Raw genomic sequence first — 19,020 nt, forward strand, 5'->3', positions numbered from 1 at the left:
CCACGCTCTTATAAATTAATATGTTCTTTCTAAAAACAAAACTTAATTTCTCTAATAAAAAAATTATTTTTGTGTTAAGCATATACCTATTCTTTATAAATAATAGGTAATACATTTGTATTTTTCTTTAACTTTTAATACTTTTACCTTGTTTTGTAGAGTAATTTACTTTATAAACACCCCTAAATAATTACTTTATGACCCCTAAATTTAAAGCTAATCTTTTTTTAGCGTTATTCTTAATATGCATTTTTTGTTATCAAATTGCGTACACTACTAATAGTAGAAATAACAGTAATTTTATCGCTTTCAACGAAGTTTCAGATTTTGAAAATTCTTTTGATGGATGGTCAAACGTTACTGGAGATATCTTAAATTGGACTAATGGATTTCAAAATACACCTTCTGCTGGTACTGGACCGCAAAACGGAGCTGGATCTACAGGAGATTACTTCATGTTTGTTGAAATGTCTGGCTTTACAGAAGGTGATAATGCATATCTTCAAAAAAACTTTGACCTCAGAGACCAACTAAATGCTCAAATTGCTTTAGATTATCATATGTTTTCTAGAGATGCTGTTGCAAACATAGGAACCTTTAATGTAAGTATCAGCGAAAATGGAGGAACTTCTTTTAACACCGTATTTACAAGAACGGGCAATCAAGGTAGTTCTTGGTTATCTCAAACTATAGATTTAAGTGCCTATGATGGTAAAAATATTATTATACGATTTGAAGCCATTAGAGCAAATAGTTGGCAAGGAGATATATCTATAGATAATGTTGTTGTTACATCTGATGATAATCCTGATGTAAACCTACTCGGTTTTAGTTTCGAAAATTCTTTAGATGGATGGTCAAATCCAACAGCTGAAGACGATTTTAACTGGCTAAATAGACAAAACATTACACCTTCTGCTGGTACAGGCCCTCAAAATGGTGCCTCTGAGGGTTCTTGGTTTATGTTTGTTGAAGCATCTAACCCAAGAATAAATGGTGATACAGCTTATTTAGAAAGAGAATTTGATTTTACAGGACAAGAGAGTATAGAAATGTCTTTAGACTATCATATGTACTCTTCTGGTCTTACTCTAGATGTAGGTACATTTAGTATTTTAATAAGTAATGATGGAGGTAATAATTATACAAATATCTTTAGTAGAAGCGGTAATAGAGGAATAGATTGGAATTCTGAAACTTTAGATCTGAGTGCTTATAATGGTCAAATAATTACCATTAGATTTGAAGCTATCATCGCAAATAGTTTTAGATCAGACATAGCGATAGATAATGTAGTTTTAATTTCTAAAAATATTACCGGAATTCCTATAACCGTAACTGCCGAACCCCAAACTAAAGAGATTGGGCAAACAGACCCCTCTTTAACATATACGATTACATCAGGAGCATTACAACCTGGTGATACATTAACAGGTAGTTTAACTAGAGAAGAAGGAGAATCCATTGGAAGCTACACAATTTTAAGGGGTACACTTAATAACCCTAACTATTCTATAACCTATATAAGTGCTAAGTTGACCATTACAGATAAAGACACCGATAGTGATGGATACTTAGATGGCGTAGATATAGATGATGATAATGATGGTATTTTAGATACAGATGAAGTTTGTGTTATTTCTGGAGCGGCATCATCTCAATCAGATAGAATAACTTTTTCCGATAATAACTTTGAGGTTTTTACAATAGGTGGCAACGGAAATGGCCTAGGATATCAAGAATCAGGATTTCAAGCAGCTGCTTTTAACAGGGGAATGAATTTAACTGTTACAGACACTAATAATGATTTTACATTTACCCCCAACAACCCTGCTCCAGGAACAGCAACATCTTCTACAGGGACATTTTCTAACGGTAGTTTAACATATACATCTAATGCTACCAATATTGCTAATAGAGAAAACTTATTTACCAGAGGAACTATTGCCGGTAGCGAAGTTGTATTTATTCAACCTTCTACAGACCTTACTCCAGGAGAAGTATACTCGGTAAATATAAACTTCAACACTCCTGTACACGCTTTTAGTTTTGATATTATCGATATTTTAGACACAGGTAACGATTTAGATCCCAACACCATACTACAATATGAAATCTTTGCTGATAATAATAGAATTGGCTATTTTCAGTATAATACCATAGGAGCTGGTAATGTAGCCACTGTAGATTTTTTTGACAATAATAATATATCTAGAGGACAAATGCTTGTTGGTGACAGTATGGAGTCTTCTATCGGGTTTATTAGTAATAATGATACGTTTTCATCAGTATCTTTAATTCATAATGTAATCTCAGGATCTCCTGCTAGTGACTTTCATTTTATCTCAAAATTTGCCTGGAGCACCCAACCACAATCCTGTTTTGCAAGTGATGCAGATTTTGATGGAGATGGAATATCAAATGATAAAGACCTAGATTCTGATAACGATGGAATTCCAGACAATATAGAAGCTCAATCCACCATAGATTATATTCAACCTAACGGTATTTTTTCAACCTCTGGTATAGATACCGCATACGGAACAGGACTAACTGCTATCAATACCGATGAGTCTGGTAATGCTGATTATGTTGATATTGATGCTGATGATGATGGTATTTTTGATATCTTAGAATCTGGAGCTGGTTTAACTGATGCCGACTTAGACGGTAAAACTGACGGAACTGTGGGTAATAACGGAATAGACAACACTCTTACAGATGATAATTATGAAGATGTAAATGCTAATATCAATAACCCTACAACCCTACAAGACACAGACGGTGATGTACTTACCGTAGGTGATGTTGACTATAGAGACTCCCAACTATCTGGTATACCTTTGGTAACGCAAATTCTTCATACATCTGCAGATAGAGTCATAGAAATTACAAACATACATCCTACAAATACTATTTTAGCAAACACCATTAAACTATCACTTTACACAAACACTTCTGGTGATCAAACAAACGTGGTTCCTAGTGCTACTTATACTGTTACATCAGATTTGGCTGCCGGAGCTTCAGTACTCATCACTAACTCTGGTTCTTCTTATACCGGACTCATAAACAACCCTATCACAAACTTTTCTGATGGTGATGATATTCTTCTTTTAACACATCCCAACGGTTTGCTTAATGGAACTACTGCTTGGAGAAACAGATACGAAACATCATTTGACATCAACAATACAACTTCTTACGTTAGAGCTGATCAAGTTCTAAGTCCAAATCAAGATTTTACAACATCAGAATGGATTGCTTTTGTTGATGATAACTTAGACCCCTATAGAGACTTAGCTTCAGGAGGACCAGAAAGACACCCTCATGACCCTTTGATATCAGAGATATCTAACGCAGACCCAAACTCTAATCTTAGCATGGGGGTTCATAGAACAAATCCTACAAGTAGAACTGGTGGTAATTGGAGTAATGGAGTACCTGATAGAACAAGAAGGGTTGTTATTGCTGAAGATTATGAAACAACCTCAAAATTAAGTGCTAAAGAACTTACAATTAATTCTGGTAGAAAGCTAACCATAAACAATAATCTATTAGTAGTTACTGATGATATTACTTTTAATGATACAAATAGCGAAATTAGACTTGCAGATTCAGCTCAGTTAATTCAAACACATAACGATGCTAGCAAAATAAACGGATCTGGTAAAGTATATATAGATCAAAATTCAGAATCACCAAGCATATATAGGTACAACTACATGAGTTCTCCTGTAGTAACTAGTGGTAATTCTTTCACTTTAAACGATGTCCTAAAAGATGGTACTAACCCAACTAGTAGCAGCTCTTCTGCTGTTGATATTAATTTTATTTCCGGTCAAGATGGAGATACAACATCTCCTATCTCTATAGCTTCTGAGTGGATATATACCTTTGCCAGTGCTGATGGTTTACTTTCTAATTGGGTGCAAAAACTAAATACAAACCCTATTTTAAACACAGATGGATTTACCTTAAAAGGTCCTGGCGCAGTTCAGAATTATACTTTTACAGGAATCCCTAATGATGGAAATTTAACCACAGCTGTAGGAGGTAATGAGTTTTATTTATTAGGCAATCCTTTTTCTTCTGCAATAAGCGTAAAAAAATTTATTGAAGACAACATTAACTCTATAAATGGTACTCTTTACTTTTGGCAACATGCTGGTGAAGTTAACGAAAGTGAAGGCCATACCTATACAGGATATATTGGGGGATATTCTACTAGAAATATTGCTATGGGGGTTGTGGCTAATGATGAGTCTTTGGTTGGTGCTTTTAACATTACTTTAGAAGCTGAAGATGCACAACTAAATTTAGCTACCACAACAAACGATTTGAGTAATGACGTTGTTCTCATTGATAATACTAATGAATCTATAACGTTTCCTAGAATTGCTAGAGGTATAGAATCTTTAAAAATAACCTACAGATCTTTAACTGGTAAAAACCTAACATTATCTATAAATGGAATCGAAAATCAAGTTGTAAACTTCCCTACTCAAGCAAATTACACTGTACTAGACATACCCATATGTTTAGAACAAGGCAATACAGTAACATTTTCTTCTAATGATAATGATACTATTTTTATTGACAATATGATTTTAGAAGATGATGATGGGCAAATAAGTTGCTCCTTTACATCTGGTTCAGGTTTTACGTATACAGAACCTGGAGAATACATCCCTGTTGCCCAAGGTTTCTTTGTTGGTGGAGATCAAGATGGAGGTCCAATTGTTTTTAACAATAGCCAAAGAGAATATATACAAGAAGGCACTCAATCTGTATTTTTTAAATCACAAAACAAACAAAAACAAAATACACTTCCGGTACTTAAATTAAGTATGGAATATAGAGCTGATGACACAAAATTGGTACGTCGTCAAATAGGTATTTCTTTCAACAAAAACAATTCTTTTCATTATAACAACGGTTATGACAGTCACATGTTTAATTTAAATAATACCGATTTTTATTGGAAATTTCCGCAAGACAACAATGCTTTATATGTGATTGCTGGAATCGGTGAAATTTCCAAAGATTTATCTGTTCCATTAGAAGTTGTTGTCGATAAAAACCTATCAATAACTTTTCAAATAGACCAATGGAATTTAATAGAACAAGAGGTGTTCTTATATGATAAAATTACTGATCAGTATTACAAAATGAATGATGAGCTAGTAAAAATAACACTAGACAAAGGAACGTATTCAGATCGTTTTTTTATCCGTTTTTACAACCAAAACAACACATTAAAAGTTGATAATTATCTAGCCAATAGTATATCTACATATTATAATAAAGCTAGTAAAGAAATTATAGTTAAAGTTAACAAAAGTATTGAAATAGAAAAAGTAAAACTATTTTCAATATTAGGTCAAGAGATTGGTTCTTGGAAACTTGAAAATACAAACTTAGATTACAAAATTAAAACGAATACTATAGCTCATAATGTATACCTAGTTAAAATAAATACAGACAAAGGAAGTATCACCAAAAAAATAATTATTAACTAATTCTATCTCGTAAAAAAAATATTAAACATATCGTTCAATAACTATTAAAATTTAAAAAATCCCCTAATGATAAATTTTATAAAAGCATTAATTATAATGCCTCCTCCCCCTGCTCCAGGACCTCCAGGTCCTCCAGGAAACCCTAGCTTACCCATAGATACTAATATTATTATGTTAGTTATAGTGGGATTAACTTACGGAATATACAAACTCATTCAAATACAAAAAAAAACACTGAAAACATATTAAAATTTGAATATAAACCATAATAGCCTCAGATTAAACAAACAGTTTAGTTTGAGGCTACAGCGCGTATAAAATTTAAACTTTTAAAAAAAATATATAAGACGATACTATGACTACCCTAAGCTTATTTATTTTATTTTCTAAAACTACTCTTCTTATGTCGAATTTATAAAGACTAGAAAACGTCTATTTCTGTGTAGCAGCATCTAATCCTTTATAGAGGAAAGTACAACGCTACGATATAATTAAATAGTAAAACTTTGTTCTTGCCTCTTTAAATTCAATTTGTTAAAACCTATAAAAAACAAAAAAGCTTCACATTTCTGTGAAGCTTTATGTGAGCCCTGAAGGATTCGAACCTTCGACCGCCTCCTTAGAAGGGAGGTGCTCTATCCAGCTGAGCTAAGAGCCCGTATTTTTTAAGTTGTTACGACAACTGTGTCGGGGTGGCAGGATTCGAACCTGCGACCTCCGCGTCCCAAACGCGGCGCGATAACCGGGCTACGCTACACCCCGAGTGCAATTTTAGCGGAGAGACAGGGACTCGAACCCTGGCGACCAAAAAGGTCGACAGATTAGCAATCTGCTGCATTACCACTCTGCCACCTCTCCCAATTTCTCAAACTCGATGTCTGAAACAAAAATTGCGAGTGCAAATGTAATATTACAAAAACAATTTAGCAAGATGTTTTTAATCTTTTTTAAAGTTTTTATTCTGGATACTCTACTCTTAAATGGTAGATGTTCATTAACTTCTTTTTAATCACCTTTTTAATAACTTGTATCTCTCTTAAAGTAATGTTCGAATTTAAAAATTGATTATCTGCCATTTGTTTATCCGTTATTTTATCAATTAAATTACTAATTGACTGAGCTGTTGGTTTTTTCAAGCTTTTAGACGCTGCTTCTGCAGCATCACAAATCATTAAAATGGCTGTTTCTTTAGAAAAAGGGATTGGACCTTTGTATTGAAAATCTTTAATATCTATCTCAGCTTCTGGATTCTGCTCTTTTTCTTTGATATAAAAATAGTAAGTAGAACTAGTTCCGTGATGGGTTCTTATAAAATCTATTATCCTATCTGGTACATTATATTTTTTTGCTATTTCTACTCCTTTAATAACATGGTCTGTAATAATTTTAGAACTATCTACAGGGGATAAATCATTATGAGGATTTACTCCTGTAGATTGATTTTCGGTAAAGTATAGAGGATTTGACATTTTACCTATGTCATGATAAAGTGCACCTGTTCTTACCAACATAGAATTTGCTCCAATCTCATTGGCGGCGGCTTCAGCTAAATTAGCTACCTGCATTGAATGTTGAAATGTTCCCGGAGCTTTTTCATTAAGTTCTCTTAGTAATCTACTATTAGTATTAGATAACTCCAACAGTGTAACATCAGAAACTAATCCAAAAACTTTTTCATAAATATAAATGATGATTAATGACAAAAATGATAGTAATCCATTAGCTCCAAACATCACAAAATAAGTCCATTTAATTTGAGTAATATTTCCTTCTTTTATTATTGAAAATGCAAAATAGGTTAGCATGTATATTAGTGTTATTTGTGCAACAGAAATAAATAAACTAGCTCTTTTATAAAGTTCTGAAACGGTAAGTATTGTAACAATACCAGCAATAATATGCAAATAGATAAACTCAAAACTGTCTGGTACTATATAGCCCAACAATAAAACTGTAAGCACATGAGTAAACAGTCCTAAACGTGCATCAAAAAAAGCTTTTAAAACTATAGGTAAGATACTCAAAGGAACTATATACAAATAATCAGAATTATATTTAATGACCAATGTTTGTATTAAAATCATTAAAAAAACATTAAAGAAAATAAAAGTCACTTTATTATTATTCTCATAAATCTCTACTCTGTATTTTTTTAAAAACAACAGTAACATTAATAATGCTAAAGAAACTAGAATGGTATAACCTAAAATAATCCAATTATAGTTAGACTCTGTCCAAACCTTTGATTCAGATTCACTTTTAAGAGAGTTCAGAATAGCTAATTTTTTTCCTTCAACAATATCTCCTTTTAACACAATTAATTCTCCAGAAGATACTTTTCCTTTTGTATACGATATATTTTTTATCTCGTTATTAACTACTTTATTAGTAAATTCATCATCATAAGAAACATTAGGATTTATGATTTCTGATAATAGTTCTAACCATATTTTTTTTCCGGTTCTGTTTTCTAAAGTATTTAGATTTTTTGTAATTAACTCTAAAACTTCTTTTGAGGTATAGAAAGATTTAAATATCACATCAGACACTTCATTTTCTTTTCTAAGGGCTACTAGTTCATCTTTACGAATACTCTTTTCTTGACTTACAACATCTAAAAAACCTCTACTATAAACTTTTTCAATCGTTAAATTTCCTATTTTTATAAAGTCTTCAATTTCCCTAATTGATAAAGAATCTGAGGCTTTAACACTGTTTATCCTTTTCTTATAATTTGACTTAACATCATCAACAGCATTAATGTTAAATGAGAAATATTTTTTTGCATTTGCCTGTATTTTTTCTTTCTCGTTGTTAATTTCTTCATCACTTTTTTGAACAGCAAAATCAAAAGGAGCATATAAATTATCATACTTCCATAATTGTCCGTTACTAAAATCGTACTTGAATTGTCCTCCTTTAGGAAATAAATAAACAATAGCTACAGAAGTAATTAAAAAGAGAATTACTTTATAAATAATTGTATTATTTTGATAGAGCTTATTGACTAAGTTACTCATAGAATTTAGGTTATAATAACAAACTTACCATAAAAATACTTAGGTCAAAAATTCAAACTCAATAATAAAACTCAAATTGATTAAAATTAGTTAATTTAGCGTAGATTAGAAATATACCTTAAACACTTTAAACATATGAAAGAAGTTGTAATTGTATCCGTAGCCAGAACACCTATTGGTAGTTTTATGGGAAGTTTATCTACTATACCTGCTCCAAAATTAGGTGCTATTGCCATAAAAGGCGCTTTAGATAAGATTCACCTTTCTGCTAATATGATTCAAGAAGTTTTTATGGGTAATGTGGTTTCTGCTGGTTTAGGGCAAGCCCCAGCAAGACAAGCCGCAATTTATGCTGGTATTCCTGACACTGTACCTTGCACTACTATAAATAAGGTTTGTGCATCTGGTATGAAAGCGATTATGCTAGCAGCTCAAACAATTCAACTTGGTGATGCAGATATTGTTGTTGCTGGTGGTATGGAAAACATGAGTAGTATTCCTCATTATCAACATGCTAGAAAAGGCTCTAAATTTGGATCGATTATGATGGAAGACGGAATGCAAAAAGATGGTTTGGTAGATGTTTATGACAATGTAGCTATGGGGGTTTGTGCTGATGCTTGTGCTACTAAATATAGTTTTACTAGAGAAGAACAAGATAATTTTGCAATAAGCTCTTACAAGAGATCTGCAAAAGCTTGGGAGGATGGTAAATTTACTGATGAAATTGTACCTGTAGAAATACCCCAAAGAAGAGGAGAACCTATTATTTTATCAGAAGATGAAGAGTATAAGAACGTTAAGATAGATAAAATACCAACACTAAGACCTGCTTTTACAAAAGATGGTACAGTTACTGCAGCCAATGCATCCACAATTAATGATGGAGGTGCTGCTTTGGTTTTAATGTCTTTAGATAAAGCAAAAGAGTTGAACCTAAAACCGCTTGCAAAAATAAGAAGTTACGCTGATGCTGCACATGAACCAAAATGGTTTACTACAGCACCTGCAAAAGCATTACCAAAAGCTTTAGCTAAAGCTGATATTTCTATTGACGATGTTGATTTCTTTGAATTAAATGAAGCTTTTTCTGTAGTTGGTTTAGCAAATATGAAAATTTTAGGATTAGAAGATAAAAACGTTAACGTTAATGGTGGTGCAGTTTCTCTAGGACATCCTCTTGGGGTTTCTGGCGCAAGAATAGTAATTGCATTGACTTCTATTTTAAAACAAAATAATGCCAAAATTGGAGCTGCGGCTATCTGCAATGGTGGTGGAGGTGCAAGTGCTATAGTTATAGAAAGTCTAATATAAATAAAGACTCTTTTATATGCATTATGGTATCTGTAATTTAAGTATTGCTCCTTTAAGAGCTACACCTTCAGATAAATCTGAAATGATTAATCAGGTATTGTTTGGAGAAACTTTTACTATACTTGAAAAAGAAGAAAACTGGTATAAAGTAGCTTTAAGTTTTGATAATTATGAAGGCTTTATAGATAACAAACAATGTTTATTGTTATCTGAAAAAGATTTTAATAAGACAAACAATTCTAAAACTTACTATTCAGGAGATATTGTTGAATACATTTCTAATAAAAACCAACTTTACACAATACTTTTAGGATCTAACTTACCGCTGTTTGCGAATCAAAAAATTCAAATTGGTTCTGATTCTTATACTTTTGAAGGAAACTTCTTTTCTGAAAAATTAAACAAAAAAGAAATCTTAAGAAAAGCATTTCTATTTTTAAATAGTCCTTTTTTATGGGGAGGAAAAACTCCCTTTGGTATAGATTGTTCTGGATTTACCCAGATGGTTTATAAACTTTGCGGGTATTCTTTGTTAAGAGATGCTAATCAACAAGCAACACAAGGAGAAGTTCTTAGTTTTATTGAAGAAAGTGAACCTGGAGATTTAGCTTTTTTTGATAATGATGAGGGTGAAATTGTTCATGTTGGTATCATATTAATGGATTATCATATTATTCACGCATATGGAAAAGTAAGAATAGATACTCTAGATCATAGCGGAATTTTTAATCATGATTTACAAAAGCATACCCACAAATTAAGAATTATCAAAAAAATTATATAAAAAAACACCAAGCTTTCACTTGATGTTTTTATATTAATGTTATTTTCTATTGTTTACTTCTCATTTCTTTAAAAACAGGTCTAAGCGCATCAGCTTTTTCTGTCATTTCTAAAGTATCGTAAATATTTAATAAAGTTCTTACACTATCATAGTTTCTTTCTAAACTATCTGCTTTTTCTAAATATGGTAACGCTTCTTTATACAAAGCTTTTTGTTTTGCCGCCAATGCATCGTATTTTTTAAAATTAGATAGGTTTTTATTCATCTCTTCTACAATGGCCTGTTCTCCTGCTAAAATTGCAATTGCATAGTTTAACAACGCATTTTGGTAATCTGGCTTTAACTCTAAAGCTTTACCGTAGTATTTTTTAGCTTCTTCCATTCTACCTTCATTTTGATTTACTACTCCTAAATTAAAAAATAACGTAGGATTTGTAGGATCTAATTTAGTAGCCTCTTGCATCAACTCTCCAAATTTATCCATTCTATCTAATTCAATATACATTTGAGCTTCATTCATAATTAAGTTAACATCCTTAGGGTCTGCTTTTCTTGCTTCTCCTAAAGCTTCAATGGCTTTTTCAGGATTACCTTGATTTACATAAATGTAACCAATATTTTTTATGATATCAGCTTTTTTAGAAGTACTAATTTCAAAAGTTGGCTTTTCATGAGTTCCTATTTTAACATAGGTTTCTTGATTTTTTTTAGAACCAACATTTTCTTTTTGACCATTAGCTTTGTTTACTGCAAAGTAGGTAGTTGCAATACCTGTATATCCTAAATCTTTTAATTTAATATAGTGTTTTAAAGCTGTATCATAATCTTTTACAATAGAAGCACTAGTAGCTGCATTAAATAAAGAAGCAGTATCTTTTGGATTTAACTTATAGCTTAATACAAAATTTTTAGCTGCTTTTTTATAATTTTTGCTATTGTAATCTTCAATTGCTTTATTGTTAGCTACAGTTACCAAATCGTTAATTTTGGTTCTAGCCTCTTTGGTGTATTTAATTTTTCCTGATGCTTTTTCTACTTTTATTAATTTTTTATATGCAGCAGCAGATTTAGCTAGATTAGATTTACTGTAAGCAGAGCCTTTTAAAAAGTAATATTTTGCTTTATACTTTTCTTCTATCGCATCTTCATTTTTCTCTAATTTACTTACAAGAGACTTCGCCTCTTTAAAATCAAGTTTTTTTACAGCCTTTTCTATAGCCTTTATTTCGTCTTTTTGCGCAAAAATTGTTAATGAAAACAATCCTAATGTAAGCGCTAATACTTGTTTTTTCATTTTGTATTAATTATTAATTGTTATTCTTGAGTTTCGTTAGTGTTGTTTTCAATTTCTGTGCCATTTTCTATTTCTTCATCTTGAGCATCCTCATGAACAACCTTAGCTACAGCTGCAATACTATCTTCATCTTTAATGTTGATTAATTTAACTCCTTGTGTTGCACGTCCCATAACACGTAGATCTTCTACTGCCATACGAATCGTTAAGCCAGATTTATTAATTATCATCAAATCATTAGAATCATCTACATTTTTAATTGCCACTAAATTACCTGTTTTTTCAGAAATATTTAACGTTTTTACACCTTTACCTCCTCTATTAGTAATTCTATAATCCTCTAAATCAGATCGTTTCCCGTAACCTTTTTCAGAAACAACTAAGATATTGCTTTCCATATCGTTTACAGCAACCATACCTATTACTTCATCACTTTCATTTTGCAGCGTAATTCCTCTAACACCAGATGCTGTTCTTCCCATAGGTCTTGTTTTTGCCTCTTCAAACCTAATGGCTTTACCTGATGCTAACGCTAACATTACTTGACTATCTCCAGTTGTTAATTTCGCTTCTAACAACTCATCTCCTTCTTTAATGGTAATAGCATTGATACCATTAGTTCTAGGACGAGAATATTGTTCTAAAGAAGTTTTTTTAACTTGACCTTTTTTAGTTGCCATAATTACATAATGGCTATTTACATATGCTTCATCTTTTAAGTCTTGAGTTACCAAAAAGGCTTTAACTTTATCATCTTGCTCAATGTTAATCAAGTTTTGAATAGCTCTTCCTTTTGTGTTTTTACCTCCCTCTGGAATTTCGTAAACCCGCATCCAAAATACTTTTCCTTTTTGAGTAAAGAATAACATGTATTGGTGGTTTGTACCCACAAATAAATGTTCTAAGAAATCTTCGTTTCTAGTCGTAGCTCCTTTTTGTCCTCTTCCACCTCTATTCTGAACTTTATATTCATCAAGATTTGTTCGTTTTAAATACCCTGCATTAGAAATGGTAACAACTACCTTTGTATCAGGAATCATATCTTCAATACGCATATCTCCCCCAGCATATTCTATCGTAGATCTACGCTCATCTCCATATTTTTCTTTTATATGAAGTAATTCATCTTTAATGATTTGATAACGTCTAGGTTCATTAGCCAAAATATCTTTCAAATTAGAAATAGTTAACATAATTTCTTCATATTCAGCACGCAATTTATCTTGTTCTAATCCTGTTAATTGACGTAAACGCATCTCTACAATTGCTTTAGCCTGAATTTCTGTCAATTCAAAACGTTCTATCAATTTTTCACGAGCTTCATCTGCATTTTTAGAACCCCTAATTAGGGCAATAACTTCGTCGATATTATCTGAAGCTATGATTAAACCTTCTAAAATGTGTGCTCTGGCTTCTGCTTTCTTTAATTCAAATTCAGTTCTTCTTACAACAACCTCATGTCTATGATCAACAAAATGATGAATTAATTGTTTTAAATTCAACTGCTCTGGTCTTCCTTTTACCAATGCAATATTATTTACACTAAATGACGTCTGTAATTGTGTGTATTTAAACAGTTTATTTAAAACAATATTAGGTATTGCATCTCGCTTTAAAATATACACAATACGCATACCGTTTCTATCAGACTCATCTCTAATATTAGAAATACCTTCTAATTTTTTTTCATTTACCAAGTCAGCAGTTTTTTTAATCATATCTGCTTTGTTTACTTGATACGGAATTTCAGTAACAATGATACATTCTCTTCCCTTAACCTCTTCTATATTGGCTTTAGCACGCATTACAATACGTCCTCTACCCGTATGAAAAGCATCTCTTACACCATCATAACCATAAATGATTCCTCCCGTAGGAAAGTCTGGAGCTTTAACGTGCTGCATTAACTCGTCAATTTCAATATCTCTATTATCAATGTAAGCTACAGTACCATTGATAACCTCAGTTAAGTTATGAGGAGCCATATTAGTTGCCATACCTACAGCAATACCTGAAGCACCATTAACCAATAAATTAGGAATACGTGTTGGTAAAACTGTTGGTTCTTGTAAAGTATCATCAAAATTTAAGGTGTGATCTACAGTATCTTTCTCGATATCAGATAACATCTCTTCTGATATTTTTTGCATTCTCACCTCAGTATAACGCATTGCAGCTGGAGAATCTCCATCTACAGAACCAAAATTTCCTTGGCCGTCTACCATTAAATAACGTACACTCCAATCTTGAGCCATACGTACCATAGAATCGTAAACAGAAGTATCTCCATGTGGGTGATATTTACCTAAAACCTCACCTACAATTCTTGCTGATTTTTTATACGCTCCAGTTGCTTTAATCCCTAATTCGTGCATACCATACAAAACTCTTCTGTGAACTGGTTTTAGTCCATCTCTTACGTCTGGTAATGCTCTTGAAACTATCACTGACATCGAGTAATCGATGTATGCAGATTTCATCTGCTCTTCAATGTTAATCGGAATTAACTTTTCTCCGTCTGCCATATATTAATTAAGTTAGATTATTTCACTTTTTTTAAAACAAGGCAAGATACTATTTTCACATGTTTTTACAAAGATTTTAAGAAGAGGAATTGACTAGAGTTATCAACATTTTTTGATAATTTTTAACAGCATTTTATATGGCTGAATTTCTACATTTTTATATATTAGTAGTGCAGTCAAACTGTCAGTCTATTTTGTACTGGCACTTTTTTTGTAATGAAACAACAAAAAAAGGACTACATTTATATACATCAATATAGAAAGAAAGAAATATGGACGATAATTTTTCACCAAAAGTAAGAGATGTGATTACCTTCAGTAAAGAAGAAGCTTTACGTTTAGGTCATGAATTTATAGGAACTGAGCACCTTTTGTTAGGTTTGATAAGAAAAGGAGAAGGGAAAGCAATAGAGATATTAACAGCATTTGATGTTGATTTAACTTTATTACGTAAAAAACTAGAGCAATTAAATCCTGCAAATCCTACTTTGATAGAAGCTGTAGACAAACCAAGTTTACGACTAACAAGACAAGCAGAAAAAGCACTAAAAACTACTTTTTTAGAAGCTAAATTATATCAAAGTGATGCCATAGACACAGCACATTTATTATTATGTGTTTTAAGAAATGAAAATGATCCAACTACAAAGTTAATTCATAAATATCATGTAAATTATGATGAAGCCAAAGCTTTATATAAACAATTGCATGTAGACGAAGTAGATACAGATTTACCAACAAACCCTATTGCAGAAACACCTTCTGATGATGAGTTCGCTTCAGAAAAATCGAGCCCTTTTGAACAATCTCAAAAAGGAAAAACAGCTAAAAAATCTAAAACACCAGTGTTAGATAATTTTGGTAGAGATTTAACGGCTTTAGCCGAAGAAGGAAGGTTAGACCCTGTTGTTGGTCGTCAAAAAGAAATAGAGCGCGTTTCTCAAATTTTGAGTCGTAGAAAAAAGAACAATCCAATGTTAATTGGAGAACCTGGTGTGGGTAAATCTGCCATTGCAGAAGGTTTAGCTTTGCGTATTGTAGATAGAAAAGTTTCTAGAATATTGTTTGACAAGCGTATTGTTTCTTTAGACTTAGCCAGCCTAGTAGCGGGTACAAAATACCGTGGTCAGTTTGAAGAACGCATGAAAGCATTAATGAATGAATTAGAAAAAAATGACGATATCATTTTATTTATAGATGAGATTCATACCATTGTTGGTGCTGGAGGTGCAACAGGATCTTTAGATGCTTCTAATATGCTTAAACCCGCCCTAGCAAGAGGTGAGATTCAATGTATAGGTGCAACTACATTAGACGAATTTAGAACAAATATTGAAAAAGACGGAGCACTAGAGCGTCGTTTTCAAAAGGTGATAGTAGACCCAACTTCTGTTGAAGAAACCATACAAATATTACACAATATAAAGTCTAAATATGAAGAACACCACAATGTTGATTTTACGGATGATGCTATTGAGGCTTGTGTAAAATTAACAAATAGGTATATGACAGACAGGTATTTACCAGACAAAGCTATTGATGCTTTAGACGAGGCTGGTTCTCGTATTCATATTACCAACATAGTTGTCCCTAAACAAGTTTTAGAATTAGAAGCTCAACTAGAGTTGATTCGCGAACGCAAAACTAAAGCTGTAAACGGACAAAAATATGAAGAAGCTGCAAAGTTGCGAGATGATGAAAAGAATATGGAAGCTGCTTTAAACTCTGCACAAAACCAATGGGAACAAGACTCTAAATTAAATAGAGAAATTGTAACAGAAGATAATGTTGCGGAAGTTGTATCTATGATGACAGGAATTCCTGTAAACAGAGTTGCAGAAGCAGAAAGTCATCGCTTACATGAGTTACCAAGCATGATTAAGGGCAAGGTAATTGGTCAAGACATTGCTGTAACTAAGGTTGTAAAAGCCATACAAAGAAATAGAGTTGGCTTAAAAGACCCTAACAAACCAATTGGTTCATTTATATTTTTAGGGCAAACTGGTGTTGGTAAAACACAGTTAGCTAAAGTTTTGGCAAGAGAATTATTTGATTCTGAAGATTCTTTAATTAGAATAGATATGAGTGAATACATGGAAAAATTTGCCATTTCTCGTTTAATTGGAGCCCCTCCAGGTTATGTAGGTTATGAAGAGGGAGGACAATTGACAGAGAAAGTACGTAGAAAACCTTATTCTGTTGTTCTTTTAGATGAAATTGAAAAAGCACATCCAGATGTTTTTAACATGCTATTACAGATTCTTGATGATGGCCATATTACAGATAGTTTGGGTAGAAAAATTGATTTTAGAAACACCATAATCATCATGACTTCTAACATTGGCGCAAGACAATTGAAAGACTTTGGAGGCGGTGTAGGTTTTGGTACAGCTTCTAAAAAAGAACAAGCTGATGCTCATGCTAAGTCTGTGATTGAAAGTGCCTTAAAAAAGTCTTTTGCTCCTGAATTTTTAAATAGAATTGATGATGTTATTGTATTTAACGCTCTTGAGCGTGCTGACATCCATTCTATTATAGATATCGAATTGGATAAATTGTTATCTAGAATTTCTGATTTAGGTTACACATTGCATTTAAGCGATACCGCTAAAGATTATATAGCTGATAAAGGTTTTGATAAGAAATATGGTGCAAGACCTTTAAAAAGAGCTATTCAAAAATATATTGAAGATGCGCTGGCGGAAGAAATTGTAAATTCTAAACTTTCTGAGGGAGATACAATCACCATGGACTTGAATGAGAAAACTAACGAGTTGACCATACAGATTCAAAAAGGTGAAAAGAAACCAGAAAGCAGAACTGAAACAGAGAAAGAGTCCTAAAATTCTTTATACTAAAAAAAAAATCCCAAACAATTGTTTGGGATTTTTTTTTGATTTTATTTGTAATTTTCTGGCAACTTTCTGCTTTTTGTAAGCTGCTCAAAAAGATAACCAATCTCTAATAATCTTCTTTCAGACAGCGGTTTCCCAATAAAGGTTAAACTTATAGGTTCACCCGTTTTTTTGTATCCCATTGGAACGGTTAAGGTTGGGTATTTAGATACGGCTGCTATTCCTGAATGGTAATTGTTAATAGATAAGATAGCGTCTAAATTTTCATTGTTTAACGATGCTAAATATTTTTCTCCTTCACCTTTTAAATTTTCTTTTACAATTTCTAACTCTTCTAATGTTGTCTCATCTTTCACTATTCCATCAAATAGCTGTTGCCCATAAGGTGCTCTTAACAAACTATCTTTTAAGTTAAAATCTACTACTTCCTTTACACTCTTAACAGTTACTGCCTTATCTGCACTGTTTGCTAAATATTTAGGTAAGTCGTATTTCATATCAATATTAAGGAGGGTTAAAAATCCATTAAACGATATTTCTGGAGGAGTAATTTCAACAATTTCTGCTCCTGTTTTCTTTAATAATTCTATATTTAATGCGTAAATAGAATCTGTTAAAATGGGTTTTAAAACTCCCAATTTTACACCTTGCAACTGGCGCTGAAATCCATCTCCTAAATACGATTCTTTAATTTCTTTTGAAGCAGCATCACTAGTATCATACCCTAACATAGCGTCTACGAAAATGGCATTATCAATGACTGATTTGGTCATAGGACCAGGTGTATCTAATGTAGTTGAAATGGGTACAATTCCACTTCTGCTTAAAACCCCAATAGTTGGCTTAAGACCTACCACTGAATTTTGACTTGATGGAGAGGTTATTGAGCCTGATGTTTCTGTACCTACAGCAGCAACTGCATAGTTTGCCGCAACAGCAACACCACTTCCTGATGAACTACCTCCTGTTTCAAATTTTGCTCTTCCGTAAGGATTTAGAGTTTGACCACCAACAGCAGAGTACCCTAAAGGACACCCCGAACAAAAATAGTATGCCCACTCACTTAAATTTACTTTCCCTAAAATTAAAGCGTTATTTTCTTTTAATTGTTTTACAATAAAGGCATCGTCTGTTATATTATTTTGTTTAAGTGCTAAAGCACCTGCAGTAGTAGGCATCCCTTTTGTATTGATATTATCTTTTAACAAAATTGGCATACCGTATATTGAAAATTTAGAAACCTCTTTTTTATTTTTATCCAACTCCCTTGCTTCTTTAATTACATTGGGGTTTAATGATATGATAGCATTTAATGATTTTTTAGGATCGTTTTCAAACTTTCTAATTCTATACAAGTAGAATAATGTTAGTTTTTCATAATTCAATTTTCCTTCTGTAATGCTTTTTTGAAGCGATGGAATGTCTTGTTCTAAAACAAGTGGTTTTAAGCTTTGATAATCTTGTTCAGAAAAATAAGCCAAATCTTCTTCAAAAGGTTTAAAAATTGTATTAAGATCTAAAACTTTAGACTGAAACAGTACAAATTTCATTCTTGGGTTTTCATGATCTTGTTGCTGCTCTATATCTTTACTCTCGTCATATTTTTCAAAGACTACCGGCGGTAATTTTTCTTTTGTTTGACAAGAGATTATAATGATAAAAAAACTAAAGAGTACTATTATTTTTTTCATGAGAGTTGTATTTAC

9 protein-coding genes and 3 tRNA genes are annotated in these 19,020 nt (G+C 32.3%); 5 read left to right on the forward strand and 7 right to left on the reverse strand.

The genetic code is table 11. The annotated features are described in order from the left end of the window. Positions 1-197: 197 nt before the first annotated feature. Together DUT90_RS04190 and DUT90_RS04195 are read left to right on the forward strand one after the other, a co-directional pair. Positions 198-5,522 (forward strand): MBG domain-containing protein, encoded by a 5,325-nt coding sequence (locus DUT90_RS04190; RefSeq protein ID WP_114425700.1) that lies wholly within the window; start codon positions 198-200, stop codon positions 5,520-5,522. Positions 5,523-5,588: 66 nt separating this feature from the next. Further along, positions 5,589-5,771 carry a hypothetical protein gene (locus DUT90_RS04195; RefSeq protein ID WP_114425702.1) on the forward strand — a complete coding sequence of 61 codons (183 nt, stop codon included), beginning with the start codon at positions 5,589-5,591 and terminating at the stop codon, positions 5,769-5,771. Between the two features lie 335 nt (positions 5,772-6,106). Here DUT90_RS04195 and DUT90_RS04200 read toward each other — a convergent pair. The 4 genes from DUT90_RS04200 to DUT90_RS04215 all read right to left on the reverse strand — a co-directional run bounded on the left by DUT90_RS04200 (position 6,107) and on the right by DUT90_RS04215 (position 8,542). Further along, positions 6,107-6,180 (reverse strand) — tRNA-Arg (locus DUT90_RS04200). A 29-nt stretch (positions 6,181-6,209) separates the two neighbouring features. Further along, positions 6,210-6,284 (reverse strand) — tRNA-Pro (locus DUT90_RS04205). Between the two features lie 13 nt (positions 6,285-6,297). Beyond that, positions 6,298-6,380, reverse strand: a tRNA-Ser gene (locus DUT90_RS04210). Positions 6,381-6,478: 98 nt separating this feature from the next. Continuing rightward, entirely contained in the window at positions 6,479-8,542 is a 2,064-nt protein-coding gene (locus DUT90_RS04215; protein WP_114425704.1) for an HD family phosphohydrolase, read from the reverse strand. A gap of 135 nt (positions 8,543-8,677) precedes the next feature. Between DUT90_RS04215 and DUT90_RS04220 the strand changes: the two genes are divergently transcribed. Then, positions 8,678-9,856 (forward strand): acetyl-CoA C-acyltransferase, encoded by a 1,179-nt coding sequence (locus tag DUT90_RS04220; RefSeq protein ID WP_114425705.1) that lies wholly within the window; start codon positions 8,678-8,680, stop codon positions 9,854-9,856. A gap of 16 nt (positions 9,857-9,872) precedes the next feature. Beyond that, positions 9,873-10,640, forward strand: coding sequence for a C40 family peptidase (locus tag DUT90_RS04225; RefSeq protein WP_114425707.1), 768 nt, complete (start codon positions 9,873-9,875; stop codon positions 10,638-10,640). 46 nt (positions 10,641-10,686) lie between these two features. Here the strand turns inward: DUT90_RS04225 and DUT90_RS04230 are convergent, their stop codons facing one another. Together DUT90_RS04230 and gyrA are read right to left on the reverse strand one after the other, a co-directional pair. Beyond that, complete coding sequence (locus tag DUT90_RS04230; RefSeq protein WP_114425709.1) at positions 10,687-11,934, reverse strand: tetratricopeptide repeat protein; 1,248 nt, start codon at positions 11,932-11,934, stop codon at positions 10,687-10,689. A 20-nt stretch (positions 11,935-11,954) separates the two neighbouring features. Next, positions 11,955-14,459, reverse strand: coding sequence for a DNA gyrase subunit A (gene gyrA, locus DUT90_RS04235; RefSeq protein ID WP_114425711.1), 2,505 nt, complete (start codon positions 14,457-14,459; stop codon positions 11,955-11,957). Between the two features lie 272 nt (positions 14,460-14,731). Between gyrA and DUT90_RS04240 the strand changes: the two genes are divergently transcribed. Continuing rightward, positions 14,732-17,302: an ATP-dependent Clp protease ATP-binding subunit gene (locus DUT90_RS04240; protein ID WP_114425713.1), complete on the forward strand. Its 2,571-nt coding sequence runs from the start codon at positions 14,732-14,734 to the stop codon at positions 17,300-17,302. 56 nt (positions 17,303-17,358) lie between these two features. Here DUT90_RS04240 and DUT90_RS04245 read toward each other — a convergent pair whose 3' ends face one another. Next, on the reverse strand, positions 17,359-19,005 hold the full coding sequence (locus tag DUT90_RS04245; RefSeq protein ID WP_114425715.1) for an amidase family protein: 1,647 nt from the start codon (positions 19,003-19,005) through the stop codon (positions 17,359-17,361). Between the last annotated feature and the right edge of the window lie 15 nt (positions 19,006-19,020).

Origin of the sequence: Polaribacter sp. WD7, from assembly GCF_003335085.1 — a bacterium.
GTDB lineage: Bacteria > Bacteroidota > Bacteroidia > Flavobacteriales > Flavobacteriaceae > Polaribacter.

Coding starts and splice junctions, on each gene's coding strand:
- DUT90_RS04190 (WP_114425700.1), top strand. CDS start 198: ATGACCCCTAAATTTAAAGCTAATCTTTTTTTAGCGTTATTCTTAATA.
- DUT90_RS04195 (WP_114425702.1), top strand. CDS start 5,589: ATGATAAATTTTATAAAAGCATTAATTATAATGCCTCCTCCCCCTGCT.
- DUT90_RS04215 (WP_114425704.1), bottom strand. CDS start 8,542: ATGAGTAACTTAGTCAATAAGCTCTATCAAAATAATACAATTATTTAT.
- DUT90_RS04220 (WP_114425705.1), top strand. CDS start 8,678: ATGAAAGAAGTTGTAATTGTATCCGTAGCCAGAACACCTATTGGTAGT.
- DUT90_RS04225 (WP_114425707.1), top strand. CDS start 9,873: ATGCATTATGGTATCTGTAATTTAAGTATTGCTCCTTTAAGAGCTACA.
- DUT90_RS04230 (WP_114425709.1), bottom strand. CDS start 11,934: ATGAAAAAACAAGTATTAGCGCTTACATTAGGATTGTTTTCATTAACA.
- gyrA (WP_114425711.1), bottom strand. CDS start 14,459: ATGGCAGACGGAGAAAAGTTAATTCCGATTAACATTGAAGAGCAGATG.
- DUT90_RS04240 (WP_114425713.1), top strand. CDS start 14,732: ATGGACGATAATTTTTCACCAAAAGTAAGAGATGTGATTACCTTCAGT.
- DUT90_RS04245 (WP_114425715.1), bottom strand. CDS start 19,005: ATGAAAAAAATAATAGTACTCTTTAGTTTTTTTATCATTATAATCTCT.